This is a genomic window from Streptomyces sp. NPDC056361 (genome assembly GCF_042262805.1).
Classification (GTDB): Bacteria; Actinomycetota; Actinomycetes; order Streptomycetales; family Streptomycetaceae; genus Streptomyces.
Genome location: NZ_JBHJQI010000087.1, coordinates 1 through 26,765 on the forward strand (window position 1 = coordinate 1; position 26,765 = coordinate 26,765).

The 26,765-nt window shown below is 72.9% G+C and carries 24 protein-coding genes; 9 read left to right on the forward strand and 15 right to left on the reverse strand.

Annotated features, from left to right (window positions below):
- Nucleotides 1-229 precede the first annotated feature (229 nt).
- A complete protein-coding gene (rfbB, locus tag ACFCY7_RS25570; protein ID WP_376488384.1) occupies nucleotides 230-1,210 on the forward strand; it encodes a dTDP-glucose 4,6-dehydratase in 981 nt (326 codons plus the stop codon).
- Nucleotides 1,207-2,595 carry an NDP-hexose 2,3-dehydratase family protein gene (locus ACFCY7_RS25575; protein ID WP_376488385.1) on the forward strand — a complete coding sequence of 463 codons (1,389 nt, stop codon included), beginning with the start codon at nucleotides 1,207-1,209 and terminating at the stop codon, nucleotides 2,593-2,595. Before rfbB ends, ACFCY7_RS25575 begins: the two co-directional genes overlap by 4 nt.
- Before the next feature lie 81 nt (nucleotides 2,596-2,676).
- On the opposite strand, the gene ACFCY7_RS25580 is transcribed toward ACFCY7_RS25575, so the two are convergent.
- Entirely contained in the window at nucleotides 2,677-3,156 is a 480-nt protein-coding gene (locus tag ACFCY7_RS25580; RefSeq protein ID WP_376488386.1) for a carboxymuconolactone decarboxylase family protein, read from the reverse strand.
- 135 nt (nucleotides 3,157-3,291) lie between these two features.
- Nucleotides 3,292-4,035 (reverse strand): gamma-glutamyl-gamma-aminobutyrate hydrolase family protein, encoded by a 744-nt coding sequence (locus ACFCY7_RS25585; protein WP_376488387.1) that lies wholly within the window; start codon nucleotides 4,033-4,035, stop codon nucleotides 3,292-3,294.
- Between the two features lie 236 nt (nucleotides 4,036-4,271).
- Between ACFCY7_RS25585 and ACFCY7_RS25590 the strand changes: the two genes are divergently transcribed.
- From ACFCY7_RS25590 to ACFCY7_RS25600, 3 genes are all read left to right on the forward strand, one after another.
- Nucleotides 4,272-5,198: an ABC transporter ATP-binding protein gene (locus ACFCY7_RS25590; RefSeq protein WP_376488388.1), complete on the forward strand. Its 927-nt coding sequence runs from the start codon at nucleotides 4,272-4,274 to the stop codon at nucleotides 5,196-5,198.
- On the forward strand, nucleotides 5,195-6,034 hold the full coding sequence (locus tag ACFCY7_RS25595) for an ABC transporter permease (RefSeq protein ID WP_376488389.1): 840 nt from the start codon (nucleotides 5,195-5,197) through the stop codon (nucleotides 6,032-6,034). Before ACFCY7_RS25590 ends, ACFCY7_RS25595 begins: the two co-directional genes overlap by 4 nt.
- A 147-nt stretch (nucleotides 6,035-6,181) precedes the next feature.
- On the forward strand, nucleotides 6,182-7,414 hold the full coding sequence (locus tag ACFCY7_RS25600) for a ParB N-terminal domain-containing protein (protein ID WP_376488390.1): 1,233 nt from the start codon (nucleotides 6,182-6,184) through the stop codon (nucleotides 7,412-7,414).
- A 10-nt stretch (nucleotides 7,415-7,424) separates the two neighbouring features.
- Here ACFCY7_RS25600 and ACFCY7_RS25605 read toward each other — a convergent pair whose 3' ends face one another.
- The 4 genes from ACFCY7_RS25605 to ACFCY7_RS25620 all read right to left on the reverse strand — a co-directional run bounded on the left by ACFCY7_RS25605 (nucleotide 7,425) and on the right by ACFCY7_RS25620 (nucleotide 11,355).
- A complete protein-coding gene (locus ACFCY7_RS25605) occupies nucleotides 7,425-8,285 on the reverse strand; it encodes a helix-turn-helix domain-containing protein (RefSeq protein ID WP_376488391.1) in 861 nt (286 codons plus the stop codon).
- Nucleotides 8,286-8,502: 217 nt separating this feature from the next.
- Entirely contained in the window at nucleotides 8,503-9,840 is a 1,338-nt protein-coding gene (locus ACFCY7_RS25610) for an esterase-like activity of phytase family protein (protein ID WP_376488392.1), read from the reverse strand.
- 158 nt (nucleotides 9,841-9,998) lie between these two features.
- A complete protein-coding gene (locus ACFCY7_RS25615; RefSeq protein ID WP_376488393.1) occupies nucleotides 9,999-10,865 on the reverse strand; it encodes a hypothetical protein in 867 nt (288 codons plus the stop codon).
- Nucleotides 10,866-10,959: 94 nt separating this feature from the next.
- Nucleotides 10,960-11,355, reverse strand: a complete 396-nt coding sequence (locus ACFCY7_RS25620; protein ID WP_376488394.1) for a hypothetical protein — start codon at nucleotides 11,353-11,355, stop codon at nucleotides 10,960-10,962.
- A gap of 73 nt (nucleotides 11,356-11,428) precedes the next feature.
- On the opposite strand from ACFCY7_RS25620, the gene ACFCY7_RS25625 reads away from it, so the two are divergent.
- Together ACFCY7_RS25625 and pucL are read left to right on the forward strand one after the other, a co-directional pair.
- On the forward strand, nucleotides 11,429-12,577 hold the full coding sequence (locus ACFCY7_RS25625; RefSeq protein WP_376488395.1) for a winged helix DNA-binding domain-containing protein: 1,149 nt from the start codon (nucleotides 11,429-11,431) through the stop codon (nucleotides 12,575-12,577).
- 219 nt (nucleotides 12,578-12,796) lie between these two features.
- Complete coding sequence (pucL, locus tag ACFCY7_RS25630) at nucleotides 12,797-13,714, forward strand: factor-independent urate hydroxylase (RefSeq protein ID WP_376488396.1); 918 nt, start codon at nucleotides 12,797-12,799, stop codon at nucleotides 13,712-13,714.
- A 54-nt stretch (nucleotides 13,715-13,768) separates the two neighbouring features.
- Here pucL and crcB (ACFCY7_RS25635) read toward each other — a convergent pair whose 3' ends face one another.
- Genes crcB (ACFCY7_RS25635) through crcB (ACFCY7_RS25645) form a run of 3 tightly spaced genes read right to left on the reverse strand, consistent with a single transcriptional unit; the run spans nucleotide 13,769 to nucleotide 14,894 of the window.
- Nucleotides 13,769-14,122, reverse strand: a complete 354-nt coding sequence (crcB, locus tag ACFCY7_RS25635) for a fluoride efflux transporter CrcB (protein WP_376488397.1) — start codon at nucleotides 14,120-14,122, stop codon at nucleotides 13,769-13,771.
- Nucleotides 14,119-14,466, reverse strand: a complete 348-nt coding sequence (locus tag ACFCY7_RS25640) for a DUF190 domain-containing protein (RefSeq protein WP_376488398.1) — start codon at nucleotides 14,464-14,466, stop codon at nucleotides 14,119-14,121. The genes crcB (ACFCY7_RS25635) and ACFCY7_RS25640 overlap by 4 nt, the downstream gene beginning before the upstream one ends.
- 5 nt (nucleotides 14,467-14,471) lie before the next feature.
- Entirely contained in the window at nucleotides 14,472-14,894 is a 423-nt protein-coding gene (gene crcB, locus ACFCY7_RS25645) for a fluoride efflux transporter CrcB (RefSeq protein ID WP_376488399.1), read from the reverse strand.
- Nucleotides 14,895-15,282: 388 nt separating this feature from the next.
- Between crcB (ACFCY7_RS25645) and ACFCY7_RS25650 the strand changes: the two genes are divergently transcribed.
- The gene (locus tag ACFCY7_RS25650) at nucleotides 15,283-16,539 is read left to right on the forward strand and encodes an IS701 family transposase (protein WP_376488400.1); all 1,257 of its coding nucleotides are present in this window, start codon (nucleotides 15,283-15,285) and stop codon (nucleotides 16,537-16,539) included.
- A gap of 122 nt (nucleotides 16,540-16,661) precedes the next feature.
- Here ACFCY7_RS25650 and ACFCY7_RS25655 read toward each other — a convergent pair whose 3' ends face one another.
- The 4 genes from ACFCY7_RS25655 to ACFCY7_RS25670 form a co-directional block, all read right to left on the reverse strand.
- Complete coding sequence (locus tag ACFCY7_RS25655; protein WP_376488401.1) at nucleotides 16,662-18,695, reverse strand: helix-turn-helix domain-containing protein; 2,034 nt, start codon at nucleotides 18,693-18,695, stop codon at nucleotides 16,662-16,664.
- Between the two features lie 180 nt (nucleotides 18,696-18,875).
- Entirely contained in the window at nucleotides 18,876-19,757 is an 882-nt protein-coding gene (locus ACFCY7_RS25660; protein ID WP_376488402.1) for a BTAD domain-containing putative transcriptional regulator, read from the reverse strand.
- Between the two features lie 330 nt (nucleotides 19,758-20,087).
- A complete protein-coding gene (locus ACFCY7_RS25665; RefSeq protein ID WP_376488403.1) occupies nucleotides 20,088-20,558 on the reverse strand; it encodes a DUF1772 domain-containing protein in 471 nt (156 codons plus the stop codon).
- Between the two features lie 76 nt (nucleotides 20,559-20,634).
- Entirely contained in the window at nucleotides 20,635-22,242 is a 1,608-nt protein-coding gene (locus tag ACFCY7_RS25670) for a von Willebrand factor type A domain-containing protein (RefSeq protein WP_376488404.1), read from the reverse strand.
- 215 nt (nucleotides 22,243-22,457) lie between these two features.
- On the opposite strand from ACFCY7_RS25670, the gene ACFCY7_RS25675 reads away from it, so the two are divergent.
- Nucleotides 22,458-23,177, forward strand: coding sequence for a DNA-binding response regulator (locus tag ACFCY7_RS25675; RefSeq protein WP_376488405.1), 720 nt, complete (start codon nucleotides 22,458-22,460; stop codon nucleotides 23,175-23,177).
- A gap of 16 nt (nucleotides 23,178-23,193) precedes the next feature.
- Here ACFCY7_RS25675 and ACFCY7_RS25680 read toward each other — a convergent pair whose 3' ends face one another.
- Complete coding sequence (locus tag ACFCY7_RS25680) at nucleotides 23,194-24,069, reverse strand: ABC transporter permease (protein ID WP_376488406.1); 876 nt, start codon at nucleotides 24,067-24,069, stop codon at nucleotides 23,194-23,196.
- A complete protein-coding gene (locus ACFCY7_RS25685; RefSeq protein ID WP_376488407.1) occupies nucleotides 24,066-26,705 on the reverse strand; it encodes an alpha/beta fold hydrolase in 2,640 nt (879 codons plus the stop codon). Before ACFCY7_RS25685 ends, ACFCY7_RS25680 begins: the two co-directional genes overlap by 4 nt.
- Nucleotides 26,706-26,765: the final 60 nt, after the last annotated feature.

Consider the following 26,765-nt stretch of genomic DNA (forward strand, 5'->3'; position numbering starts at 1 on the left):
TGCGGCTCCCCGCGGCGGCCCCCCCCCCGCCCTCCGATCCTGGGGGGGGGCGGCGGGTCCTCCCCCCCCCCCCCACCCCCCCGCGGTTTTTCAGCGGTTGAACCCGCAATCTGAAAGATGCCTCCCATCAGGCGTTTCTTTAGCGTGAATTGCATGCCATCCGTCCCCCTCATCGAAAAGGGTTAAGACACATGCCTCGACCGTGGAATTCCGACTGCGATGTGATCTCATGAGAATCCTCGTCACCGGCGGAGCCGGATTCATCGGCTCGCATTATGTGCGGACCATGCTCGACGGGGGGTACCCGGGCTACGAGGACGCGCACGTCACGGTCCTCGACCTGCTGACGTACGCGGGCAACCGCGACAACCTCCCCGCCGCCCACCCCCGGCTCACCTTCGTCCACGGCGACATCCTCGACCGGGAGCTGCTCCGCTCGGTCCTCGAAGGCCAGGACGCGGTCGTGCACTTCGCCGCCGAGAGCCACGTCGACCGCTCCATCCAGAGCGGCGCCGCGTTCGTCCGCACCAACGTCGAGGGCACGCAGGCCGTCCTGGAGGCGAGCCTGGCCGCCGGCGTCGAGCGGGTCGTGCACGTCTCCACGGACGAGGTCTACGGCTCCATCGACGAGGGGCACTGGACCGAGGAGTCGCCCCTGCTGCCCAACTCCCCGTACGCCGCGTCGAAGGCCGCCTCCGACCTCGTCGCCCTGGCCTACTTCCGTACGCACCGGCTGAACCTCTCGGTCACCCGCTGCTCCAACAACTACGGGCCCTACCAGCACCCCGAGAAGTTCATCCCGCTCGCCGTCACCAACCTCCTCGAAGGCCGGCGCATCCCCGTCTACGGCGACGGACAGCAGATCCGCGAGTGGCTGCACGTGGACGACCACTGCCGCGCCATCCAGCGGGTGCTCACCGCGGGCCGGGCCGGCGAGGCGTACAACATCGGCTCCGGCTCGTCCGTGCCGAACCTGACGCTGGCCCACCGGCTCGTCGAACTCCTCGGCCTGTCCACGGACCTGATCGACCACGTCGCCGACCGCAAGGCGCACGACCGGCGCTACGCCCTCGACCAGACCAAGATCGAGGAGGAGCTCGGCCACCGGCCGCTCACCTCCTTCGACGAGGGCCTCGCGGCGACCGTCGACTGGTACCGGAACAACCCGCAGTGGTGGAAGCCGGTCAAGGAGAGCGGTGGTCGGCCGTGACCGTGCAGACACGACTGGTGCCGCGCCACCGGGCCGGCATCACCGAGCGCCTCGCCCTGTCCGCCGCCACGCCCGAGGGCGCCCACATCGCGACGTCCGACGTGCCGGGCTGGCTGGACTTCCACCGGCTGACCTGCGGTACGGCGATCCGCCGCATCCCGTTCGCCGAGCTCGACCACTGGTCCTTCGCCCCGGACACCGGCGACCTGCGGCACAGCAGCGGCAAGTTCTTCACCGTCGAGGGACTGCACGCCGTCCGGCCCGAGGGCGCGTGGCAGCAGCCGATCATCGTCCAGCCGGAGATCGGCATCCTCGGCATCCTGGCCAAGGAGTTCGACGGCGTCCTCCACTTCCTCATGCAGGCGAAGATGGAGCCGGGCAACCCGAACCTGGTGCAGCTCTCCCCCACCGTGCAGGCCACCCGCAGCAACTACACCAAGGCCCACGGCGGGGCGGAGGTGAAGTACCTGGAGCACTTCCTCGGCCCCGACCGGGAGCGGGTGCTCACGGACGTCCTGCAGTCCGAGCACGGCGCCTGGTTCTACCGGAAGCGCAACCGCAACATGATCGTCGAGGTGGAGGGCGACGTCCCCGCCGACGAGGACTTCCGCTGGCTCACCCTCGGCCAGATCACGGCCATGCTGCGCCTCGACAACGTGGTGAACATGGACGCGCGCACGGTCCTGGCGAGCGCCCCGATGGCCCCCGCCGAGACCGGCGCGCTGACCTCCGACGCCGACCTGCTCGCCTGGTTCACGGGCGAGCGGGCCCGCCAGGACATCGACGTGCGCCGGATGCCGCTGCGCGAGATAGCCGGCTGGCGGCGCGACGAGTACTCCGTCCGCCGCGACGACGACCGGTTCTTCCAGGTGGTGGCGGTCTCCGTCGAGGGCGCGGGCCGCGAGGTCGCCGGCTGGACCCAGCCGATCATCGAGCCGGTGGGCCAGGGCATCGTCGCCTTCGCCCGGCGGGTGTTCGACGGCGTCCCGCACGTCCTGGTGCACGCCCGCGTCGAGGGCGGCTTCCTCGACACGGCGGAGCTCGCGCCGACCGTGCAGTACGTCCCGGAGAACTACGCCCACCTGCCGGCGGAGCACCGGCCGCCGTTCCTGGACGCGATCCTCTCCGCGCCGGCCGACCGCGTGCGCTATTCGACGGTCCACTCCGAGGAGGGCGGCCGGTTCCTCAACGCCGAGAGCCGGTACCTGATCGTCGACACCGACGAGGACACCACGCCGGCCGAGGCTCCCCCGGGATACCACTGGGTCACCGCCGGTCAGCTGAACTGGCTCGCCGGCCACAGCCGTTACGTGAACGTCCAGGCGCGCACCCTGCTGGCCGTGCTCACCACGGGCGCGGGCGGCCGCTCGCTCTCCTCCCGCTGATCCCGCACAAAGCATCAGGCCCTGTTCGGTGGATTTCCCACCGGACAGGGCCTGATTGCGAATGCCTGGAAACGAGTCGAGTCAGCTGGAAGAGGTCGCGGCGGGCTGTGCCTGCGCCTGGGCGAGCCGGGACGTCATCGGGGTCCACTTCTTGGGGTTGATGCGCCAGTCGACCGGCTCCTGCTTGGTGGCGACGTTGACGCGGTTCCACAGGTTGACCAGGCCGATGTGGAGGACGATCGCGCCGAGTTCGACCTCGTTCCAGTGCTTGGCGGCCTCCTCCCAGACCTCGTCCGACACCGGGTCCTCCCGGTCGTTGATGCGGGTGGCGGCCTCGGCGAGGGCGAGGCAGGAGCGCTCGGCGTCGGTGAAGCAGTCCTGCTCGCGCCAGGTCTCCACCACCGGCAGGCGGTGGTCCTCCTCCCCGGCGGCCTCGAACTCGGCCTGCTTCTTCGGAATCTGGACCGGACGGCCGTTGATCTGGCTCACCCGCAGGTGGATGAGCACGAGCGTCTTCAACGGCACACCGACGCTGTTGACGGCCTTGACCAGTGCGCGCATCGGCGGCAGAACATCGGGAACGACCAGCGACGGGTTAGGCATCCGCGGCGACATCTGTAATTCTCCTTCGGATCGGGATCGGTAACAGCTTGCCCACCGGGCAGCCTTTTCTCAAGTATTCCGAATTTCGACGGATCAGTTGCTTTTCCGGCTTGCTGCGGCTTGTACGAGTGCTTCGTGGAGGCGGGTGTCGGGAGTGTGTCCGGCCTCCCATTGCACGCCTATCGCAAAGGGATGACCGGTGACTTCCACGGCCTCGACGGTGTCGTCCTGGGCCCGTCCGGTGACGGTGAGGCCGGCGCCGATCCTGTGCACCGCCTGGTGGTGGTGGCAGGCCGTCTCCGGCTCGGCCTCGTCGAGGACTGCGGCGATCCGGCTGCCGGGTTCCAGCTTCAGCGGGTGGCGGCCCAGCGTGAACGAGGACGTGCGCGGCTGGTGGCCGTCGTGCCCCGTGATCTCCGGTAGGTGCTGGTGGAGGCTGCCGCCGTGCAGCACGTTGAGCAGCTGCATCCCGCGGCAGATGGCGAGCACCGGGAGCCCGGCATCAAGTGCCGCTTCCAGCAAGGCGAGTTCGGCGCGGTCGGCGTCCGGGCTCATGGGCCGGGTGACCGGGTGCGGGGCCTCGCCGTACAGCGCCGGATCGAGGTCGGGGCCGCCCGGGACGAGCAGGCCGTCGAGCCGGTCGACGAGGGTCTCGACGCCGGGCAGCAGCGGCAGCAGCAGGGGCGTGGCGCCCGCCGCGGACAGGAACGCCACGTGCGCCTGGAGGGCGAGGCTGACGAGCATGTCGCTGCCCTGGAGCGTGACCGGCGCGGTCCGCGCGCAGATCCCGACGACCGGCCGCCCGGCGCCCGCCGGACCGTTCACGTCTGAATTCATGACCACCCTCATGGGTTTCCGTGGGTCGCGTTCAACTGAGGAAATCGAGCAGATGGAACAACCGCCGAAAGGGGCGGTCGGCACCGTAAAAATAGCCGCGGACCTGAAACGGAGGCCATCGTTCAAGAGCGGCCCCGTAGGGGACTACTGAACATTTGGCAACCCTGGTACCAAGGTGGGCGGGGAGTATTGCGTCCCCGGTTAATCTCTCGCAGCCCATTCAACCGAGGTAACCCATGATCGAAGCCAAGAACCTCACGAAACGCTACGGCGACAAGACCGCCGTGAACGGTCTGTCCTTCACGGTCGAGCCCGGTCGCGTCACCGGCTTCCTGGGCCCCAACGGCGCGGGCAAGTCCACCACCATGAGACTCCTGCTCGGCCTCGACCGGCCCGACGGCGGCGAGGCCACCGTCAACGGCGTCCGCTACAGCGACCTTCCGCAGCCGATGCGGGTGGTCGGCGCGCTCCTTGAGGCCCGCGCCGTCCACACCGGCCGCAGCGCCTACGACCACCTGCTCTGCCTCGCCCAGACGCAGGGCTTCGGCAGGCGCCGGGTCGACGCGGTCATCGACCAGGTCGGCCTGGCGTCGGTGGCCCGCAAGCGGGCCGGCGGCTTCTCGCTCGGCATGGGGCAGCGGCTCGGCATCGCCGCCGCGCTGCTCGGCGACCCCGCCGCCCTCGTGCTCGACGAGCCGGTCAACGGCCTGGACCCCGAGGGCATCCTCTGGATCCGGAACCTGATGAAGTCCCTCGCGGCCGAGGGCCGTGCCGTCTTCGTCTCCAGCCACCTGATGAACGAGATGGCCGTCACCGCCGACCACCTCATCGTCATCGGGCGCGGCCGGCTCGTCGCCGACTGCTCCACCCAGGAGTTCATCGAGCGCAGCACCGAGCAGTCCGTCCTCATCAAGACGCCGGACCGGGAACGGCTCGCCGCGCTCCTCAGGAGCCACGGCGGCACCGTCACCGACACCGAAGAGGGCGACCTGGACGTCGTGGGCCTGGAGGCCCCGCGCATCGCCGAACTCGCCGCGGGCGGCGGCCTGGTGCTGCACGAGCTCTCGACCCGGCGGGGCTCCCTCGAGGAAGCCTTCATGGAACTGACCAAGGACGCCGTCGAGTACGACGCCGGCGTGCCCACCGCCGGAGGTGTGAAGTGACCACCGCGACCGCCACCACGTCCGCGACCGTCCCCGTCGCGGACGGCCACAAGCCGACCTTCGGGCGGCTGATGCTGTCGGAGTGGACGAAGATCCGCTCCGTCCGCTCCACGGTCTGGTCGCTCGCGATCCTGGTCGTGGTGACCCTGATCTTCACCGCGCTCTTCATCCAGATGGGCGTGGCGAACTGGGACAAGACCGACCCGGCGCAGCAGGCCGCCATGCGGCTCGACCCGACCGGCACCATCCTCGGCAGCGGCATCCTGATCGGCCAGCTCGCGGTCTGCGTGCTGGGCGCGATGGTCATGGCCTCCGAGTACTCCACCGGCATGATCCGTGCCAGTCTGCTCGCGGTGCCCAAGCGGGTGCCGGTGCTCCTGGCCAAGGCGGCCGTGTTCGGTCTGCTCGTCCTGGCGATGGGCGAAGTGACCGCGTTCGGCTCGTTCCTGATCGGCGCTCCGATGCTCGACGGCAAGGCTCCCGTCTCGCTCGGCGACCCGGGCGTGCTGCGGGCGGTCGTCGGCTGCGGGTTCTACCTGTCGCTCCTCGGCCTGTTCTCGCTCGCCGTCGGCGCGATCATCCGGCACACGGCGGCGAGCATCACCGGCGTCATCGCCTTCGTCCTGGTGCTCGCCCCGATGGCCAGGCTGCTGCCCGGCACCGTCGGCGAGCACATCCACGCCTATCTCCCCACCGAGGCGGGGTTCCTGGTCACCCAGCAGCACTCGCGGGTGGACGACCTGCTCGGCCCGTGGCAGGGCCTCGGGGTCCTCGCCCTGTGGACCGCCGTCCTGCTGGCCGTCGCGGCCGTACTGCTGAAGCGCAGGGACGCCTGATCCCTCACCCGAACACCGCGGGTGCCCGCCGATCCGGCGGGCGCCCGCGGTGTCGTGCTTCCAGGCGGCGTCCAGCTTTCCTCGACCGCCCCTGAAGACCCTGCTGCGACGCTCGACGGCAGCGGCAGCAGAAAGGGAGTGAAGGGAATGGCTCAGAGCAGTGGGCAGGCCGTCTTGATCACGAGTGCATTCAGCCCCGTCAGAACGGAGAGCGCCGAAGCAGCGACCCGCAGCGAATTCGATCTGAAGAACTTCGAGAAACTGCCGGCACGCGACGTACCCGTCAGCGCGCTGTCGCCCGGCGTCTCCCTGCGCCAGAGCGGTACGGACGCCGCTCACATCCAGCTTCTCGTCGACGCGGCGGGGTCGGCGGAACTGCCGCCCATTCTGGTCCAGATGGACGGCTACCGCATCATCGACGGCCTGCACCGCCTGGAAGCCGCCAGGCTCCGGGGCGACGTCAGCATCAAGGCGCGCTTCCTCGACTGTTCGAATTCCGAGGCGCTCGTCATCGCCATGAAGGCGAACGGCTCGCACGGACTCCCGCTGTCGAAGGCCGACCGGGTGTCCGGAGCGCAGCGCGTGCTGAGTTCGCACCCCGACTGGTCCGACCGGGCCATCGCCGGCATCACCGGGCTGAGCGCCAAGACGATCGCGTCGCTGCGCGACCGGACGGGCGAGGGGGCGTCGCTCGACGGCAAGCGCATCGGCCGGGACGGCAGGCGGCGTCCGGTGGACGCGGGCGAGGGTCGGCGGCGGGCCGCCGAGTACATCACCGCCCACCCGAACGCCCCGCTGCGTCAGGTCGCCCGGGAGACGGACGTGTCGCTCGGCACGGTCCACGACGTGAGCGCCCGGCTCCGCCGCGGCGACAGCCCCGAGCGGGACGGGCGCCAGTCGCCCGCCGCGCGGCAGGAGCCGGTACAGCCCGTGCGGTCGGTGCAGTCCGTACGGCCCGTACAGGTCGTTCCCGCCGTGCAGTCGGTGCCGACCGTGCGGCAGCAGGTGCGGCTGCCCGGCGAGGCGGTGCGGCCCGCCGGCGCGGCGGCGTGCGGCACCGCACGCGGGCCGCTGCGGGTGGCGCCGCACCCCGACGCGGCGCCCGCGCCGCGCCGGAACCACACCGAGGCGCCGCCCGCGTGGGCGACGGTGGCGGCCAAGATGGCCACCGACCCGGCCATCCGGTACAACGCGGGCGGCCGGGAGTTCCTCCGCTGGATGCAGCTGCACGCCACCGACCCCGACGAGGACTGGCGCGAGCTCGTCGACGCCGTGCCGCCGCACTGGCTCGGTGTCATCGCGCCGATCGCCGAGCGGATCAGCAGGGAGTGGAGCCTCCTCGCCGAGCAGCTCAAGACCAAGCAGGACATGGTGCCTTGATCCTCCGCCCTCACGACGCCGACGGCGCCGGTGCCGCGGTCGCCACCCTGAGGTGGCCCGCGGCCTGGCGCCGTCCGCCGCTCTCCTGGGGCGGGTTGACGGAGGCGCACCCGGGGTGCGGGACGACGACGGCCGGAGGTTCGAGCTCCGGCAGGGCGAGCAGGACCGGCGGGTCGGCGGGTCGGACCGGGCGCAGCCGCACGGCCGCGCTCGTGACGGTGTCGGCGTCGACGGTGACGGTCTTCGGGCCGTGCCCTCCGACGAGCGGGGTCCGCCCCGCGCCGGGGTCGGGCCCGAGTCCGTCGGCGACCGCCACCGCAAGCAGGTACCAGCTGCCTTCGGGGACGTTCTTCAGCGAATAGCAGGACGGCCGGCCGCTGGGCACGTCGATGACGCCCGAGGCGACCGACGGGTGCTGGACGATCGGCGTGCCGAAGGCGCCCAGGAACACCCGGGCGTTGCCGTGCCCGGCGGGCAGGCTGATGGTGCCCGCGATCGTCCCGAAGCCCGTCCACGCCGTCGGCTCGGGGCCGGGCAGCGCGTCACCGCCGTCGCGGACCAGCCTGCGGAACCGGCTGGGCGAGACGCCGACACTGGCCGTGAAGGAATTGGTGAAGGAACCCAGGCTGTTGTAACCGACCGCGTAGGAGATGTCGGTGATGCTCATCGAGGTGGTCTCGATCAGTCTTTTCGCCTGGTAGATACGGATCGCGGCCAGGAATCTGCCGGGCGTGAGCCCGGTCTCCTCTTTGAACAGCCGCGTGAAATAGAAACGGCTGAGCAGAGCGCTTTCGGCGATCTCCGTGAGGGTCAGCGGTTCGCCGTAACGCTCCCGGATGCACTCGATCGCCCTTTCTACTGCTGTATCCATATGCACCTCACTACGTGTCGACCCACGCAGCAGTGTGACCCGCGGATATCGCGCTCGGCTCGCCGATCGCTAGAGGACCGGTCGAGAATTGTTCATCGGATTTGCGGCGGACCCTCCGCTTCCTGTTGGCTGGCGAGGGGGCGTCTTTCCCTTTCGCGGAAATGCCCGTGCCCCGGCCTGTTCGGCCGGGGCACGGGTGGGTCGAAAGGGGCGGCGATCAGCGCACGGGGCGGTCGAGGCGGACCCGTACGAGCGTGGTCTCCACGCCGCTGTCGACGAGGCGGCCGGCCGCGTCGAAGGCCTCGGGGCCGTCGGTCATGCCGAAGTCGTTGTCGTTGAGCAGGACCAGGGTCGACGAGCCTTCGAGGGCGATGCCCTCGATCTTGCCGGGCACGCCCGGGACCGTGTTCAGGTCGACGACCAGCCGCTTGCCGAGGACCACGCCGGCCGCGCCCTGGTCGTCGAGCTGCTCCAGGGCCGGGGCGGTGGCGGTGTCCCAGCGGGTGCCGAGGATGTCGGAGCTCCGGCGCAGGCGCACCTCGTACACGCGGGCGGCCTTGTCGGTGCGCTCCTGGACGAGGAGGCGGTCGCCGCCGAGCGCGACGAGCGCGGAGACCTTCAGCTCGGAGGTCTTGGTCTGGCCGGGCTCCACGTCGCCGACGGCGTCGAAGCGGTAGGCGTACTCGGCCGTCACGCGGTTCTTCCGGGGCGAGAAGCGCAGGAGCCGCGTGGTGCGGGAGTTCTCGCCGGTGGCCTTGTCGGGGTTGAGCAGCGGGCTCTGCAGCGCCATCACCAGGTCGCCGTCGGGCAGCAGCGCCAGTCCCTCGAAGCCGCGGTTGATCTTGCGCTGGAGGAAGATCGACGGCAGCGACTCGACGACCGGGTAGTCGGCGCCCTTCAGGTTCAGGCCCTCGGGCACGTGCCGGGCGAGCACCCGTCCCTCGGCGGAGACGTGCACCAGCGACGGCCCGTACTCGTCCACCAGCCAGAAGCTGCCGTCCCGGTCCCGCACCAGCCCCTCGGTGTCGAGGCCGTTCGGGTCGTACGCGAGCGGGGTCGAGGCGTCGTACGTGTACGGCGCCTCGTCACGGCCGGCCTGGTTCGGCAGCCCGGTGACGGGCGCGCCCGAAGCCGTCGTCAGCGGGAGGGACTTCAGCACCTGGATCCGGCCGCCCACCGCCCGCACCTTCACGATGGCCGGGTCGAAGCCGGGCACCGGGAACGTCCGCCGCTTGTCCTTCCCCACGGCTATCTGCCCGTTCGGGCCGCGGTCGGTCACCGTCCAGTACTCGCCGCGCCGTTCGGCCGGGTACAGGTCGCTGCCGATGCCCCCGAGGTCGACGCCCCGGTCGTCCGCGACGCTGCCGGGCACCAGCGCGTTGCTGAACGCGGCCAGCGGGATGTCGGGCAGCGTCGCCGTGGAGACGACCCGGGCGCCGGAGCCGTGGTGGTGCTCCGGCGTCGCGTCGGCCGTCCCCACGACCACCGAGAGGGCGAGCGCGGCGGACAGCGGCAGGACCACGGCGGCGGGCCGGCGCAGGAGGCGCGGATTCATCAGAACTCCCTAGAACGCATGGAATGTCGCCGGTGGCGGCGGCCCCATGGTCCAGTCCTGCGCGCAACTCCCGGCGACGCGCCGCCGACACCGGGGCAAGCCCTGGGTGAACGCGCGTGGCGGCCGTCGGCGAGTCCCCGGTGGGTCCCTGGTGGGTCCTAGTAGCGGTCGAGGATCAGCTGGGTCTTCAGGATGTCGCCGTGGTAGAGCCAGCCGTTGGCCTCGGCGACGGCGATGGCATCCGCGTGGAGGTCGGCGGCGTCGGCGGCGGAGTCGGTCTTGAAGGACAGCTCGACGACGTACTCGGTTCCGGTGCCGCCGGCTCCGACGACCGGCAGCACCTCGATGCTCGCGTCGTCGGAGGGGCCCCAGGCGCCGCCGTACACCTTGGCGGTGACGGGCCCGTGGGCGCGGGAGGCCTGGAGGGTGGTCTTGCCCCAGCCCGAGCTGCCCCAGTTCTCCAGCTTGCCGGGGATGTCGTTGACGAGCCAGGTGCGGCCGGTGGTGCTCGTCGGCATCGCGGTGCCGGAGTACCCGCTGGCGCTGTGGCTCTTCTCGGTGCTGAAGCTGAGGGTCTGCTTGGCGTAGCCCCAGTCGACCTCGGCCTTGTAGTTGGTGTCGCCGCTGTCGAAGCCGGCCGCGTTGGCGGCGTTCAGGGCCGCGGTGAGGTCGCCGTTCGTGACGGGGAACCGCTTCTTGTACGTCTCCTCGAACGACGACCCGCTCTTGTGCCGCAGCCGGACGCTCCACCCCTCGGCGTCCAGGGCCCCGCCGTCGGTGTCGTAGTAGCTGTACGAGCGCGCCTTGGCCGAACCGGTGATCCCGAACGCCGACTTCACCGCCGCGGTCGGCGCGTGCGCCGAGTCCAGTGCCGCCACGGTGAGGTTGATCTTCACCTCGTACGTCGGCACGGCGTTGGCGGCGGCGTACGCCGGCGAGGTCGGAGCGAGGAGCGCGACGGCGGCGGCGAGGGCGACCGCGGAAGCCGCGGCGGCGGGGCGCGGGGCCCTGGAGGCGAAGGTCATGCGCCCGATCCTCACGACCCCGGGTGAGGGCCGCGTGTCACCGGGACGTGCCGCCGGTGAACCGGCGGCGTCCAGACCGGTCGGGGCGGCCCCGTCAGGAACGCTCGTACTTACCCGCGGGCCGCTGGTGCCCGCCCGGCACCTCGTCGCCGTCGGCGTCCGAGACGGTGGCGAAGAAGGAGGTGGCGAAGACCGTGAGGCGGCCCGGCTCGTGGTACGTCTCGAAGGGGTGGTCGTTCCAGCTCCCGTACGACGTGACCGTGAAGACCTCGCCGGGGCGCATCCAGTAGTCCTGGCCGAACGGTTCGAGCCAGAGCTCCAGGAGCGCGTCGCCGTCGTTGGACACCGGCATCGGGACGGGGTTGCCGAGCCGCTGGATCGCCTCGTGGCTGAAGTCCCCGGCGCCGGGCATGTTGTCGATGAGCGGTTCGAGCATCCGCGCGGCCGTGAGGGGCTGCCGCTCCTCGTTCCGCTTCCCGCGTCTCCACATGGCGATCGTTCTCCCTTCCTCTGGCCACGACCCTACGGTGCGTGGCCGCCGGGCGGCCGGGCAGAATCGGCGCATGGTGATCACCGCGCGCGCCCTCAACCGCTCCACCCTCGCCCGGCAGCTGCTCCTCGCCCGGGAGCCGCTCGGCGTCGGGGAGGCCGTACGGCGCGTGGTGGCGATCCAGGCGCAGCAACCGGGCTCGCCGTACGTGGCGTTGTGGAACAGGGTCGCGGGCTTCGACCCGGCGGCGCTCGACGGGGCCGTGGGCGACTACGAGCTCGTCAGGTCGACGCTGATGCGGCTCACCCTGCACCTGGTGCACGCCGAGGACTACCGGGCCTTCCGGGAGGGCATGGAGCCGACGGTACGGGGTTCCCGGCTGCACGATCCGCGGTTCAAGGCGGCGGGGTTCACCGCCGCCGACGCCGACGCGCTCCTCCCCGACCTCCTCGCGTACGCCGCGGAGGCCCGGACCGGCGCCGAGATGAGGGCCCGTCTGGAGGCGGGCCGCGGCGAGCCGGTGGAGGCGGTGGTCTGGCGGATGATCCGCCAGTACGCCCCGCTGTGGCACGCGCCGACCGGCCTCCCGTGGTCGTTCGGCACGGCCCAGTCCTTCGTCACGGCGACCCACCGCCCGGCGCTCGCCGACCCGGAGGCCTCCGCCGCCGGCCTGGCCGTCCTCGTCCGCCGCTACCTGGAGGGCTTCGGCCCCGCCTCGGTGGCCGACATGGCGCAGTTCACCATGGCGCCGAAGGGCCTGGTCCGGGCGGCCGTACAGTCCCTCGACGGCGAACTCGACCGCTTGGAGGGCGCGGACGGCACGGTCCTCCACGACGTCCCCGGCGCGCCGCTCCCCGACGAGGACGTCCCCGCCCCGCCCCGCCTGATGGCGATGTGGGACAGCGTCCTCCTCGCCTACGCGGACCGCAGCCGGGTCATCCCGCCCGCCTACCGCAAGCACGTCATCCGCGTGAACGGCGACGCCCTCCCCACCCTCCTCGTCGACGGCCTCGTCGCGGGCGTCTGGCGCCCCGTGCCCGACGGCATCGAGGCCTCCGCCTTCCACCCGCTCCCCGCCCCCGTCTGGGACGCGCTCGCCGCCGAGGCCGCTTCCCTCGGCACCCTCCTCGCCGACCGCGACCCCCACGTCTACCGCCGCTACGACCACTGGTGGACCAAGGGCCTCCCGACCGTCGAGACGCGGGTGCTTCCGGGGGCGTGACGGAGGGGTTCGGCGGCGCTCAGCCGTCCCCCATTGCCAGTGACCGGAAGGGGACATATCTTTCGAGCGAAACCTACGGACCGGGATGCTCGTCAGTCCCGGGGCGGTCCGCCGTTCACGGGCCGGACGGCGGGGAGCGGACCCTCGGGACGACGGGGGCGCTGGACGCCGGGCGTACGGGATATCCGTATCCACGTACCCGCAGGAGCTGAGCAGCACATGAGCAAGCACGTCCTGGCCCAGAACCAGTACGGCAAGGCCGAGAACCGCATCGTCACGGTCACCCGCAAGGGCGACGACGGCGCGTGGCACGAGATCCGCGACCTGAACGTGTCCGTGGCGCTGCGCGGCGAGTACCGCGACGTCCACCTCACCGGGGACAACGGCAACTGCCTGCCCACCGACACCACCAAGAACACGGTCTACGCGTTCGCCAAGGAGCACGGCGTCGACTCCCCCGAGGCGTTCGGCATCCTGCTCGCCCGGCACTTCGTGACCTCGCAGCCGGTCATCCACGAGGCGCAGATCCGGATCGAGGAGTACGCCTGGGAGCGGGTCTCCGTGCCGACGCGCAAGGAGCAGCACTCCTTCGCGCGCAAGGGCCAGGAGGTCCGCACGGCGCAGATCACCTACTCGGGGGCCACCGGGCTCCAGGTCCTGTCGGGCCTCAAGGAGCTGACGGTGATGAACTCGACGAACTCCGAGTTCCACGGCTTCGTCAAGGACCGGTACACCACGCTCCAGGAGGCGTACGACCGCATCCTCGCCACCAAGGTCACCGCCCGCTGGGCGAACTCGGCCACGGCCGCCGCGGACCCGGAGCACGACTGGGACCGCTCGTACGACAAGGTGCGGCGCCACCTGCTGGAGGCGTTCGCGGAGACGTACAGCTACTCGCTCCAGCAGACGCTGCACGCGATGGCCGACCGGGTCCTCGACCACGTCCCCGCGGTCAACGAGGTCCGCCTCAACCTGCCGAACAAGCATCACTTCCTGGTGGACCTGGAGCCCTTCGGGCTGAAGAACGACAACGAGGTGTACTTCGCGGCCGACCGCATGTACGGCCTCATCGAGGGCACGGTCCACCGCGACGGCGTCAGCCCGGTCATCGCGACCAGCGACTGGATCACCGCCTGATCAGCAGCTGATCGGTGCCTGATCGGCGACTGATCGGCACCCGTCGGGCCCGGCTCACAGCAGCCCGGCCGTCCGGACCCCCAGCCACACGGCTCCGAGTCCGGCGGCCAGGCTGCCGGCCACGTTCAGGAGCGCGTACCCCTTCGCCCCGTCCTCGTACAGCTTCAGCGTCTCGTACGAGAAGGTCGAGTACGTGGTCAGCGCCCCGCAGAGCCCCGTGCCGAGCAGCAGGGACACCCGGGCGGACGAGACGCCGGTGAGCAGCCCGAGGACGAACGAGCCGGCGACGTTCACGACGAAGGTTCCCCAGGGGAACACGGAGTCGTGCCGGGCCCTGACGGCCCGGTCCGTCAGATAGCGCAGGGGCGCGCCGACGGCGGCGCCGACCACGACGAGCAGCCAGTTCACCCCTGCTTCTCCCGGCCCGTGTACCGGACGACCTCGCAGTCGTCGAGGAGCACCAGACCCTCCGTCACCAGCTCGTCGAGCTGGGGCAGGAAGTCCCGGATGCGCTGCTCCGTGTCCACGATCAGGATCGCGACCGGCAGGTCCTCGCCGAGCGACAGGAGGCGGGTCGTGTGGATGCGGGACGAGGCGCCGAACCCCTCGACGCCCCGGAAGACGGAGGCGCCGGCGAGGCCGGCGACGTGCGCCCGGTGCACGATCTCGGTGAAGAGCGGGCGGTGGTGCCAGGTGTCGTTCTCGCCGACGAGGACCGTCAGCCGCAGGGCCCGCCCGGTGAGTCGTGTCATCGTCGTCATCCCCTCGCCCTCGCCCGGGCCGTCGCCTGCGCGGCCCGGGTCGCGGTGACCCCGGCCCACACGGCGACGAGCGCGGTGACCGCGGTCCCGCCCAGGTAGAGCAGTCCGCGGGCCGGGTCGCCGGCGGCGAGCAGCCGCTCGGTGTCGAGGGTGTACGTCGAGAAGGTGGTGAACCCGCCGCAGAAGCCGGTGCCGAGGAACGGGCGCAGCAGGGGGTGCGGGGCGGTGGTGGCCTCGGTGGCGAGGACCATGAGGACGCCGAGCGCGGCGCAGCCCGCCATGTTGACGGTGAACGTCGTCCAGGGGAAGGCGTGCGCCGGGGTGGGCCAGAGCAGAGCCGCTCCGTAGCGGGCCGAAGCGCCGAGGGCGCCGCCGACGGCGACCGCTCCGACGACGGGCAGCTGACCGCGCGGTTCCATATCCACAGGTTACGGGGACGCCGAGGCGAGGCGCACAGGCGGATCCCGGCCTGGGGCATTAACCGGACTCCGGCCCGTGCGGCCTCGCTCTGCGATGGTCCGGCCACTCCCTGCGACCGGTCAAAGCGGGGCCGGTGAGTCTGTCAGATCCCCCGCGGGGTGCCCGCGCCACACCCGACGGGCCCCCGGAACCGCTCCGGACCGCCGTGACGGGGCCTCCGGAGCGGCCGCAGGGACCGCTCCGACCTGCACAGACGCCGGGGGAGGTGGTCCGACCACCATCCGGCGGCCGATTCGGGTGCCGGGTACACCTCGTGCCCGGGGGTGGTGACGGGCGACGGTGGTGGGGCAGCGGGAGGGAGCTGCGCAACCTTCGGGCAGGAGTGTCGTGAGTACATCCGTCGCAATCAAGCGCAGGGCCACCACCGGGGCCGCTGTTCCGGCAGCGTCCCTCGGCGTCGTGCGGTCCGCCGGCGCCGCCGGCGCGAACGGGGACGTCCACGCCGAGCTGTGCGGCGCGCTCTTCGCCGGCTTCCCGCGGCGCGACCAGCGCCTGAAGGCCGAGCAGTACCTGCACGGCCTGCTCACCGCGCAGGGCCGCAAGTCGATACGCAACATCGCCGCCCAGATAGGCGGACCCGCGGCCGAGCAGAGCCTCCACCACTTCGTCTCCAGCTCCACCTGGGACTGGCAGCCCATGCGGGCCGCGCTCGCCCGGTACCTGGAGCGGAACGGCTGCCCGCAGGCGTGGGTGGTCCGGCCGATGCCGATCCCGAAGGCCGGGGAGCACTCGGTGGGCGTGGACCGGCGCTTCGACCCGGAGCGCGGCCAGGTCTTCCACGGCCAGCAGGCGTTCGGGGTGTGGTTCGCCAGCGACGAGCTGAGCGTCCCGGTCAACTGGCGGCTGTTCCTGCCGGACCCCTGGGTGAACGACCGCACGCGGCGCGACCGTGCGGAGGTTCCCCAGGAGGCCGGCGAGGAGACGCTGGAGGAGTGCGCGGTCGCCGCGGCCCTCGACACGGCCCGCTGGGCCGACGTCACCCGCAAGCCGGTGCTCCTCGACATCCGCGGTGGCGCGGGGCGGGCGGCCCTCACCCGGCTCGCGGCCGCCGGAGTGCCGGTCGTCGCCCGCATCGGCCCGGGGGCGCGGCTCGCCATCGCCGACCGGTCGCTGCCGGGCTTCGGGGCGGGTCCGCTCTCCGCCCACCAGATCCTGGAGTCCCTCAAGGGCCTGCGCAGGCCGGTGAGCTGGGTCGACACCGTGGCCGGGGCGCGGACCTCGCGCACCTCGCTCGCCACGGCGGTGCGGGTGGCGCTGCCCGCGCCGGGCGGCGAGCGGATGCGTCCGCTGGTGCTGCTCGGCGAGTGGGACGACCCTCGGCGGCCGGTGAGCCGGGTGTGGATCAGCGATCTGACCAACTCGCCGGTGGGCTCGCTGCTGCGGCTGACGAAGCTGGAGCGCCGGGTCGAGCGGGACTTCACGGAGGTCGGCGAAGGCGCCGGGCTGCGGGACTTCGTGGGCCGTTCGTTCCGCGGCTGGCACCGGCACATCACGCTGGCCTCGGCGGCCCACGCGGCGACGGTCCTGTCCACCGGCTGGGAGGCGGCCTACGACGCCGGCTACGCGTCGGGACGCACGGCCTAGCCGGCGACCCGCGCCAGGCGGGCTCCCCCGGCCGCGCTCGTACCGGCACCGGTCACCGCGGCCGTCCCGCCGCCCGGTCCGCCCCGGTCCGCCCCGGTCCGCCCCAACGGGCCGGGTGGCGGTCAGCCGGCGCGGTCCTGCGGGGCCGGCGGGCGGGACGGGTCGGCGGCGGCGCGGCCCTGGGCGAGGACCTCGCGGGTGCGCTGGAGGCGCAGGGCCAGCTGGACTTCGAGGACCTGGCCGGGCTTCTGCCACTCGGGGCCGAGGAGTTCGCCGATCCGCTCCAGGCGGCGCGAGACCGTGTTCGGGTGGACGTGGAGCGCCTCGGCCGCGTTCGTGGGGCTGCCGCCCGAGGCGAAGTACGCCTCCAGGGTGCGGGTGAGGTCGGTGAACCGCTCGGCGTCGTAGTCGAGCACGGGTCCGATCGCCGACTCGACGAACCCCTCGACGTCGTGGTCGTCGGAGAGCAGCAGCCCCAGGAAGCCCAGGTCCTGCACGGAGGCCGCCGAGCCGGTGCCGCCGAGGGCACTCATGGCGTCGAGGCAGCGTCCGGCCTCCTGGTGCATGCGTCCGACGCCGTCCGGGCTCCAGCCGGGTCCGGCGGCGGCGACCGAGACGGGGTGGCCGAGCAGCGGCGACAGTTCGGCGGCGACGGCCTTGGCGGCCGCGGAGGCGTCGATGCCGGGGAGGAGCAGCACGATGCAGCCGCCCTGCACGGTCTTCAGGCCGGAGAGGCGGTACGCGTACGAGGACGCCCACACCACCGCCCGGCCCTGCTCGCCGCCCTCCGGTCTCGCCACCACGAGGACGTGCGGTTTGCGCAGGTCGACGCCGAGGCGGCGGGCCCGCTGGGCGATCTGCTGCGGCGCGTGCGGCGGGTCGGCGATGAGGTCGTCGAGGAGTTCGTCGCGGACCGGGCCTTCGGCGACGGCGGTGGAGCGGCGCATGAGGAGGAGGAAGGCGACGGCCTGGGCGGCGAGTTCGAGGAGCCGCTCGTCTTCGCCGGTGAGTCCGCTGGCGGCGCGGACGACGAGGCCGCCGAGGTCCTCGGAGCCGGCGATGACGGGGGCGACCCAGGTGTCGTCGGCGGCGAGGACGGGGCGGCGGCGGGCGTGCGCGTCGAGGGAGGCCTTGGCGACGGCCTCCTCGTCGAGGGCGGGGACGTCGCCGGCGGTGGCGAGGCAGCGGCCGCCCGGGTCGCGGATCGTCACGGTCGCGTCGAGCGCGTCGGCCGCCGCCTTGGCGACGTTGCACAGGTCGCCGCCGGACAGGACGAGGTTCATGATGCGGCCGTGGGTCTCGCTGACGTGCCGCATGCGGGTCAGGCTGGTGCGCACCCGGGAGCTGTCGCGTTCGAGTTCGGAGACCTCGGCCCGGGTCCGGTCGAGGAGTCCGGCCTTGTCGACGGCGAGGGCGGCCAGGTCGGCGAGCGCGGCGAGGAGTCCGATCTCCTCCGAGGTGTGGTCGCGGACCCGCCGGTCCGCGCCGTGCAGGGCACCGATCACGGTGTCGCCGCGGCGCCGCGGCGCGGCCATCATCGCGTGCACGCCCTCGGCCCGCAGGGCGGCTTCGGCGGCCTCGTCGAAGGCGGGGGCGTGGACGCCGGCGTCGAGGGAGCCGGAGGGTGCGAAGCGTTCGTCGGCGAGGTAGTCCGCGGTCCAGACGGGCTCGCCGTGGAGCTGGACGGCGCCGCCGAGCCCGTACCCCTCGACGATCTTGAGTCCGGGGGCGAGGCGCGGTCCGGCGGTGCGGTCGGCGCCGGTGCGGGAGCCCTCGGTGGTGTGGACGTAGCAGGCGCCGTGCGGGGCGCGCAGGGTCACGTACACGAGGTCGAGGCCGAGCAGCCGCCGGGCGCGGCGGGTGATGACGCGCAGCAGGCTGTCGAGGTCGTACGAGAAGGTCAGGTCGCGGGTGGTGTCGGTGAGGGTGGCGAGGGCGGACTCGCGGCGGGCGTCCTGCTCGCGTCCGGCGTGGATGCGGTCGGCGAGTTCGACGGCCCGCTCCAGGCGGACCAGTCCCTCGCCGTCGAGGCCGGCCAGGCGGGCGTCGTCGAGGAGGGCTTCGACCTGGGCGGGCGGTGCCTGTCGGGCGATCAGTTCGAGGACCGTGAGCAGCACGTCGGCACCACCGGCTCCGTCCGCGCCGTGCAAGGTCATGGCCCCCACCCCCGTAGTCGAGCGAAATCGGGCACCTCGGAGGAAACCCGCACTGCTCGCCGAAACTAATTCCGCTTCGGGAGTCGGTCAACGGTGACCTGCCGCACTTCATTCCCCGGTGCGTCTCCCGGCGTCTGATCGGCCGGACGCACCCGGCCTGCGGGCGGGTCCGGCGGGCCGTCAGCCGACGGAGCCCGCCGGGACGAGCCGGGCGCGCACCGGCGTGTACTGGGCGGGGATGCGGGGCCCGAACGCGGGCCGGCCGGTGGTGTGTCGGACGGCGAGGGCCGAGCGGTGGAGGCGGCGCAGCCGCGCCGAGGGCTCCATGCCGCTCTCGCCCTTGAGGGCCCCGCGCAGCCGTTCGTAGGTGGCGAGGGCCTCGTCGTGGTGTCCGCAGCGCAGCAGGGCGACCATGAGGTGGGCGTGCAGCGGTTCGTTGGTGCGGTAGCGGGCGACGAGCCCGGAGAGCTCGGAGAGGAGTTCGGCGTGTCGGCCGAGGCCGAGCTGGGCTTCGATCCACTGGTCGAGGACGCTCAGCCGGGAGGTTTCGAGGCGCTCGATCTCCCGGCGGATGCGGGGTCCCGCGGCCACGCCCGCGTAGGGGTCGCCGCGCCAGAGGGCGAGCGCCTCGCCGAGGCGGAGCGCGGCGCGCGGGAGGTCCCCGGCCTCCATGGCGCGGTAGCCGGCGCCGGCCGCCCGCTCGAACTGCCAGACGTCGTGGGCGCCGCCGCCGGTGTCGAGGCGGTAGCCGCCGGGCTGGGCGACGAGGATGGCCTCGGCGGTGCGCCGCTCCGACCAACCGGGGCGCGGCTCGGCCGGTTCGGCGCCGCGCAGGGCGCTCGCGATGAGTCCGCGCAACTCCGCTATGTGCCCTTGGAGTTCGGCGCGGGCCGCGCGGGGCGCGCCGGACGGCCACAGTTCCTCGGTGAGGACCGTGACGGGTACGACCTGGTCGGCGCTGGCCGTGAGCAGGGCGAGCAGTTGCCGGGGTGCGGCCGCCGTCGGGGTGATCGACACCCCGTTCTCGCGTACCGACAACCCCCCCAGAATCCGGACGTCCACCTTGCCCCCTCAGTGCCTGTGCGGTGTCTGCGCGCGGGATGACCCCTCGATGATTAGAAAAGACCCCCGTAGGCATGTCAATAAGAAACCGGATGGTACGGAATACCGAACTCGGATATCGGGGTGATTCACACCTTTTGCACGGTTTTTGAAGGGTCAAGTTTTCGTCATTGGCGCAGACCTGTACCCACCGGCCGACTGTTTCCGGACTCGGAGGTACGCTTTGCAGGGGTCACCGCAGGGGGCGGAGGCCTCTCGATGCGCGAGTTCCGGCCAGAAACCGACACGGGGGTTCGGTTTCTGGGCGGACTCGCGCGCCGACGACCGGCGCTAGAGCACGGCGGCGGCGGTGAGCAGGCCGAAGGACACGGTGATCAGCGCCGTGCGGACGCGGTGGAAACCGTTCCACCGCTTCTCGAAGGCGGCGCGCACCCTCGCCGGGTCGTCGTCCGCGGTTCCCTCCGACGCGGCCAGCGCCTCGTTGAGCGGCACGTTGCCGGCGACGGTGACCAGGTGGTTGAGGGCCGCGCACACCAGCCCCGCGAGGACCAGCCACTTCTGGGTGTCGGTGCGCCCTTCGACGGGCACGAGGAACGCGGCGAGCGGGAAGGCGATCACGCCGAGGAAGACCGCGAGGAACAGGGGCTTCGGCACCCATTCGTTGATCCGGCGCATCGCCACGACGAACTCGGCGTCCGTCAGGCGGGCGAGCGCGGGCATGATCCCGGTCAGGAAGATCAGCAGGAAACCCGCGTAGAGTCCGGTGCATCCGACGGCGAGGGCGAGCAGCAGGGTGGCCATGCGGCCATTCTGACCCGCCGCCCGCCCTCCGCGCCGGTGGTACGGGGCAGTTGCCCGGACGCGCGTACGAACGGGTTCAGCTGTACGGGTCCCCCGACCCCAACTCGCCCTCCTTCGAAGGAACTTCCCCCGGGCCCTCGTCCGGGCCGCGCAGGCCGTGGGCCTGCCGGACCGCGTCGGCCAGCTCGCGCACTACCGCCGAACCCGACCGGTCGGCGATCGCCCCGGCCCGGTCCGCGAGCGCCGCGAGCCCCGGGTGGCCCGGCAGGTCGCCGCCGCGCAGGGCGTCCGCGAAGTAGGCGGTGATCGCCGTCAGTTGCAGGCTGTCGTGGCCGGCGCCCCAGACGTCGCCGGTCAGCGCGCCCGTGGCGACCGTGCCGGACCGCTCGTGCGGGGCCCGGGTCGCCGGGTCGAGCCAGCGGACGGTGGCGGTGGCCACCGGGCCCGTCGCCCCGGGACGGGTCTTGACCGCGTACAGCGCGGTCACCGTGTGCCCGGCCCCGATCTCGCCGCCGTCCACCCGGTCGTCGCGGAAGTCCTCGTCGGCGACCGCGCGGTTCTCGTACCCGACGAGCCGGAACTTCTCGACCGTCCTCCGGTCGAAGGCCACCTGCGCCTTGGCGTCACGGGCACGCAGCTCGACGTGGGCGGGCAGCTGGTCGACGAAGACCTTGCGGGCCTGCGCCGAGTCGGCCACGTACGTCGTCTGGCCGTCGCCCTTGTCGGCGAGCTGCTCCATGAACGCGTCGCCGTACTCGCTGCCGACCCCCACGCCGAACAGGGTGATCCCGTACGCCCTGCGCTCCTCCTCGATCCGGGCCAGGATCGTCCCCGCCTCCGTGGCGCCGGTGTTGGCGAGCGCGTCGGAGAGCAGCACGACCCGGTTGGTGGCGCCCTTCCGGTGCCCCTCGACGGCCACGTCGTACCCGGTGCGGACGCCCGCCTCCACGTTGGTGGACGAGCTCGTCCCCAGCGCGTCCACCACCTCGCGGATCCGGCCCCGGGCCGCCCCGACCCGGGTCATCGGCAGCCGGGTCTCGGCCTCGGCGCTGAAGGTGACCAGCGCGATCGAGTCGTCGTCGCGGAGCTGGTCGGCGAGCAGCCCGAGCGACTCCTTGACCAGGTCGAGCCGCCCCGGCTCGCCCATCGAGCCGGACACGTCGACGACGAACGTGAGGGCGGCCGGCGGGCGTTCGGCGGCCCGGTCGGCACCCCGGGTGGCCAGCCCGACCCGTACCAGGGACCAGCCGTCCCGCCCGGTGCGCGCCCCGTCCACGGTCACGCTGAAGCCGTTGTCCGCCGGGCGCGGGTAGTCGGGCCGGAAGCTGTTGACGAACTCCTCGGGACGCACGGACGACGGGTCGGGCAGCCGCCCCTCGGCCAGCGTGCGGCGGGCGTAGCCGTACGAGGCGGTGTCGACGTCCAGGGCGAAGGTGGACAGGTAGTCGGGGGCGGGCACCGGGGAGCGCTGCTCGCCCTCCCGGGGCCGCTCGGTCCCGGCGCGCCCGCCGTCGGGGACCGCCGGGGCCGTCCGGCCGCCCTCCCGCACCCCCCGGTCGGCGCTGCTGCCGTCGCCGCTCGCGCCGCAGCCGGTGACCGCGAGTCCGGCCGCGAGCAGCGCCGCGACCGCGGCCGGGAACCGGGCCGCCGCCCGCCGGACCGCCGTTGCGTTCCGTCGTTCCATGACATCTCCCCCTCTTCGTACGGCACTTGTGAATGTGACGAACGAGAGGGCCGGATGGAGCAGTCGAAGGAGTTGCGGAAGGATCTCGATGCGGCAACGGCGACGGCAGCGCATGCGGGTGGCATGGATTCGCCATCCTTTTCAACAGGGGTTGTCACCGTGTGCAGTCGCGTGCGTACATGGAGTGGACATCGATCGGGCGGGGGTGGTCAGCGGTGGCGGACAGCGCGGGCTCCGTGATGCTCGCCCGTTCGGCGATGAACCGGGCCGCGACCGAGGGACAGCGGCCCGCGGGGCGCCCGGTCCGGGGTGCGCGGAGCATCAGCGCCGCACTCGCCGGGCTGGCCGCTTCCACCCGGTACGAACTGCTGACCTTCGACGACCCCGTCGCCTCCGCGGGCTGCGCCATCCCCGGGCCGTTCCTGGAACTCGCGGGAGCGTGCATGCGGGCCGCGGCGGAGCGGGCCGGCGAGGTCAGACGGATCGTCCCGAAGCACGCCCTGCCCCGGCTCGAAGGGGGGCTCGGAATCCCCGGCCGGGCCCGCCTGGCCGACGCGATCCCGTTCAAGATGATCGTCGTCGACCGTACGGTGGCAGCCGTGCCGCTCGATCTGGAGCTGCTCTACAACGGGCTGCTGCTGATCCGCGACCCGGTCGTGGTGCAGGCCCTCGTCCGCGCCCACCACGCCTGGTGGGCGGCGGCCGAGGAGCTGACGTACCGGGCCCCGCCCCCTCCCCCGCCGGGCGATCTGCCGCCCCAGCTGCGGCCGGTCCTCGACGCCCTCCTGTCGGGGCTCACCGACGAGACGGCCGCCGCCCGGCTCGGCATGTCGGCGCGGACGTACAGCCGCCGCGTCGGCGAGCTGATGGCCGCCCTCGGCACGACGAGCCGCTTCCGCGCGGGCGCGGAAGCGGCTCGAAGGGGGTGGGTATGAGCGGGCCGTAGGAGACCTACGACACGATGTCCTTGCGGGCGAAGCCGCGGAAGGCGAGCGCGAAGAGGACCACGGCGTACGTCACCGAGATCGCCGTGCCCTTCACCATGCCGCCCCATTCCAGCTGCGGCTGGAGCGCGTCGATCCAGGCGAACTGCCAGTGCGCGGGCAGGAAGTCGCGCCAGTCGCCGAGCGCCGTGACCGCGTCCAGGACGTTGCCGACGATCGTCAGGCCGACGGCGCCGCCCACCGCGCCGAGCGGGGCGTCGGTGCGGGTGGAGAGCCAGAAGGCGAGCCCCGCCGTGACCAGTTGGGAGGCGAACACGAACGCGACGGCGACGCCGAGCCGCAGCAGCGACTCCCCGGCCGGCACCGCCCCGCCGGTCGGCAGGCTCAGCGGCCCCCAGCCGTAGGCGACCGTGCCGACGGCCAGGGCCACCAGCGGCAGGAGGACCATGGCGGCCGCGCTGTACCCGAGCGCGACCACCAGCTTCGAGGCGAGGAGCCGCGAGCGCGGGACTGGCGCGGCGAGCAGGTACCGCAGCGAGGACCAGCTCGCCTCCGAGGCGACCGTGTCCCCGCAGAACAGCGCCACCGGAACGACCAGGAGGAAACCGGCCGAGACGAAGAGGCAGGTCGCGGCGAAGTTGGCGCCGGAGGTCGTCGCCGTGTCCATCAGGGTGATCCGGCCGCTGCGGTCGCCGCCCGCCGGGCCGCCGATCGCGAAGGCGGCGACCAGGATGAACGGCAGGGCGACGAGGATGCCGCCCATCACCAGGGTGCGCCGCCGCTTCCACTGGCGCAGCGCCTCGACGCGCAGGGGCAGGGTGCGCCCCGCCCGGTAGCCGGGGGCGGACTCCGTCGCGCCCGTGAGGGTGCCGGTGGTGCTCATGCGGATCCTCCTCCGATCAGGGTCAGGAACGCGTCCTCCAGGCGCCGGTGCGGCCCGACCCCGGTCAGCGGCACGTCCAGGCGGACGAGTTCGCCGATGAGGGCGGTCGCGTCGGCGCCGTCGAGGCGGACCAGGAGTCCGCCGTCGACACGGGCGGCCGAGCCGACCCCGGGCAGGGCGGCGGTCTTCTCGACGAGCGCGTCGTCGATCTCCCCGGCCAGGGTCACGAGCAGGGTGTCGCCGGATCCGGTGATCTCGGCGACCGGTCCGGCCTGCACCAGCTGCCCCCGGTCCATGACGACGAGATGGGTGCAGGACTGCTCGACCTCGGCGAGGAGGTGGCTGGAGACGATGACGGTGCGGCCGCCGGCCGCGTACCGGATCATCACCTCGCGCATCTCGCGGATCTGCGGCGGGTCGAGCCCGTTGGTGGGCTCGTCGAGGATCAGCAGGTCCGGCAGGCCGAGCATCGCCTGGGCGAGGGCGAGGCGCTGCCGCATGCCCTGCGAGTAGGTCCGGACGGCGCGTTCGAGTGCGCCGCCCAGGTTCGCGATCCGCAGGGCCTCCTCGACGTGGGCGTCCTCGGCGGGGCGGCCGGTGGCCTTCCAGTACAGGTCCAGGTTCTCGCGGCCCGACAGGTGCGGCAGGAAGCCGGCGCCCTCGACGAACGCGCCGACCCGGGACAGGACCGGGGCGCCGGGCCTGATCGCCTGCCCGAAGACCCTGATCTCGCCCTCGTCGGGGGCGATCAGGCCCATCAGCATGCGCAGGGTGGTGGTCTTGCCCGCGCCGTTCGGCCCGAGCAGGCCGAGGACCTGGCCCTGCTCGACGCGGAAGGACAGGTCCCGGACGCTGTACCGGTCGCCGCCCTTGTACTTCTTCGACAGGCCGGTGATCTGGAGCGGTACGGCGACGAGCTCCGGGTCGGGTGCCGCTGCCGCGGTCCTGCGGCGGGCGGTCAGGAGCAGCGCCGCCGCGGCGGCCAGGCCGAGGAGCGGCAGGCCCCACACCCACCAGGGCAGGCCGGCGGCCTGGGTGGCGAGTCCGGGCGCGGTGGGCACGGTGAGCGGGCCCTCGACGGCGACCGTGTACCCGGCGGGGACCGTCGGGGACGCGTAGCCGAGGTCGGTGGCGGCGACGACGAGCCGCAGCCGGTGCCCGGCCTCCACCTCGTGGTCGATCGCGGGCAGGGTCAGCGTGAGGTCGCGGCCGGCCCGGGCGTCGTCGACGCGGAAGGGGGCGACGAGCTGGGCGGGCAGCACCTGCTGCCGTCCGTCGGGCCCGACGTCGTACACCTTGGCGAAGAGGACGGCCGCGCCGTCGCCGGCGGTGGAGGTGACCTTGACGCGGACGGTCGGCGTCCCGGTGATCCGGACGGCCGCGGTCTGCGGCTTCGCGTCGAACCGGGCGTACTGGCCGGGGAAGTCGAGGGAGAGCCCGACGCCGAGCGAGGACAGGCCCGACAGCCCGCCGCCGAGGCCGGGGACCGCGGAGACGGCGGGCGGTGCGGCGCCGGCCGGGTTGGCGAAGGTCTGCGGCGGGCCCGCGAGGGGGACGGTCGTGGTGCCGGCGGTGAGTCCCGGGTAGCGGTCGGCGGTCGCGGCGCGCAGGGTGGCCCGCCCGTCGGTGGAGTCGACGCCGCCGGTGCGGCTGACCCGGAAGGCGGGGCCGGTGTCGACGGAGGTGTCGCGCTTCAGCCAGCGGTCGAACCAGGCCCCGATCCGCCGCTCGACGCGCTCGGTCTCCCGGTCGCCGCCGTCGTGGCCGCCGGCGATCCAGTCGACGGCGACGGGGGCGCCGTTGGCGGTGAGGGTGCGGGCCATGGCGTCGGACTGCGCCAGGGTGAAGAGGGAGTCCGACTGGCCCTGGACGAGCAGCGCGGGCACCTTGATCGCGGAGCCGACGGCGGACGGGCTGCGGGCTTCGAGGAGCGCGCGGGCGGCGGCGTCGGGCTTCCCGGAGACGGCGACGCGCTGGTAGAGGGCGCAGACCTCGGGGGTGAACCGGCCGCAGCCGTCGGCGTTCCCGGTCCCGGGCTGCTCGCCGGCGGAGAAGAAGATCCCGGCCCAGAGCTTCTTGAAGACGCCTTCGGGGAAGAGGGCGTCGGCCAGGTTCCAGTAGGTGATCTGCGGGGCGATGGCGTCGACGCGGGCGTCGTGTCCGGCGGCGAGCAGCGAGATCGCGCCGCCGTAGGAGGCGCCGGTGACGCCGACGCGCGGGTCGCCGGGCTCGTCGAGGAGGACCTCGGGGCGGGTCGCGAGCCAGTCGATCAGCTTCCGGACGTCCCGGACCTCGCGGTCGGGGTCGTTGAGGCCGATCTCGCCGGTGGAGGCGCCGAAGCCGCGTGCCGACCAGGTGAGGACGGCGTAGCCGTCGCGTGCGAGCTGTTCGGCCTGGGCGCGGACGTCGTCCTTGGACCCGCCGAAGCCGTGGCCGAGGAGGACGGCGGGCCGCCGGCCGTCGCCGTCGCCGGTGAAGTACGAGGTGTCGAGCCGTACGCCGTCGACGGAGAGCGCCCGGTCCGCGCGGTGCACGGGCGGTGGATCGTCCGAGGCGACGGCGGTCCAGGTGCCGGCGCCCGCGAGGACGGCGAGCGCGGCGGTGACCGCGGCCCACCGGGGAAGTCGGAGTCGCATGGGGTCGAGCCTAGGCGGGTCGCCTGTGCGGCCGCGGCGCTCCCGAGGCGGATTCGGCGG

Bases quoted from the DNA above. Each gene is read 5' to 3' on its own strand.
- ACFCY7_RS25590 (WP_376488388.1), top strand. From the start codon at position 4,272: ATGATCGAAGCCAAGAACCTCACGAAACGCTACGGCGACAAGACCGCC.
- rfbB (WP_376488384.1), top strand. From the start codon at position 230: ATGAGAATCCTCGTCACCGGCGGAGCCGGATTCATCGGCTCGCATTAT.
- ACFCY7_RS25625 (WP_376488395.1), top strand. From the start codon at position 11,429: ATGGTGATCACCGCGCGCGCCCTCAACCGCTCCACCCTCGCCCGGCAG.
- ACFCY7_RS25585 (WP_376488387.1), bottom strand. From the start codon at position 4,035: ATGAATTCAGACGTGAACGGTCCGGCGGGCGCCGGGCGGCCGGTCGTC.
- ACFCY7_RS25670 (WP_376488404.1), bottom strand. From the start codon at position 22,242: ATGGAACGACGGAACGCAACGGCGGTCCGGCGGGCGGCGGCCCGGTTC.
- ACFCY7_RS25610 (WP_376488392.1), bottom strand. From the start codon at position 9,840: ATGAATCCGCGCCTCCTGCGCCGGCCCGCCGCCGTGGTCCTGCCGCTG.
- ACFCY7_RS25655 (WP_376488401.1), bottom strand. From the start codon at position 18,695: ATGACCTTGCACGGCGCGGACGGAGCCGGTGGTGCCGACGTGCTGCTC.
- ACFCY7_RS25680 (WP_376488406.1), bottom strand. From the start codon at position 24,069: ATGAGCACCACCGGCACCCTCACGGGCGCGACGGAGTCCGCCCCCGGC.
- pucL (WP_376488396.1), top strand. From the start codon at position 12,797: ATGAGCAAGCACGTCCTGGCCCAGAACCAGTACGGCAAGGCCGAGAAC.
- ACFCY7_RS25605 (WP_376488391.1), bottom strand. From the start codon at position 8,285: ATGGATACAGCAGTAGAAAGGGCGATCGAGTGCATCCGGGAGCGTTAC.
- ACFCY7_RS25615 (WP_376488393.1), bottom strand. From the start codon at position 10,865: ATGACCTTCGCCTCCAGGGCCCCGCGCCCCGCCGCCGCGGCTTCCGCG.
- ACFCY7_RS25665 (WP_376488403.1), bottom strand. From the start codon at position 20,558: ATGGCCACCCTGCTGCTCGCCCTCGCCGTCGGATGCACCGGACTCTAC.
- ACFCY7_RS25640 (WP_376488398.1), bottom strand. From the start codon at position 14,466: ATGACACGACTCACCGGGCGGGCCCTGCGGCTGACGGTCCTCGTCGGC.
- ACFCY7_RS25620 (WP_376488394.1), bottom strand. From the start codon at position 11,355: ATGTGGAGACGCGGGAAGCGGAACGAGGAGCGGCAGCCCCTCACGGCC.
- ACFCY7_RS25580 (WP_376488386.1), bottom strand. From the start codon at position 3,156: ATGCGCGCACTGGTCAAGGCCGTCAACAGCGTCGGTGTGCCGTTGAAG.
- crcB (WP_376488399.1), bottom strand. From the start codon at position 14,894: ATGGAACCGCGCGGTCAGCTGCCCGTCGTCGGAGCGGTCGCCGTCGGC.
- ACFCY7_RS25685 (WP_376488407.1), bottom strand. From the start codon at position 26,705: ATGCGACTCCGACTTCCCCGGTGGGCCGCGGTCACCGCCGCGCTCGCC.
- ACFCY7_RS25600 (WP_376488390.1), top strand. From the start codon at position 6,182: ATGGCTCAGAGCAGTGGGCAGGCCGTCTTGATCACGAGTGCATTCAGC.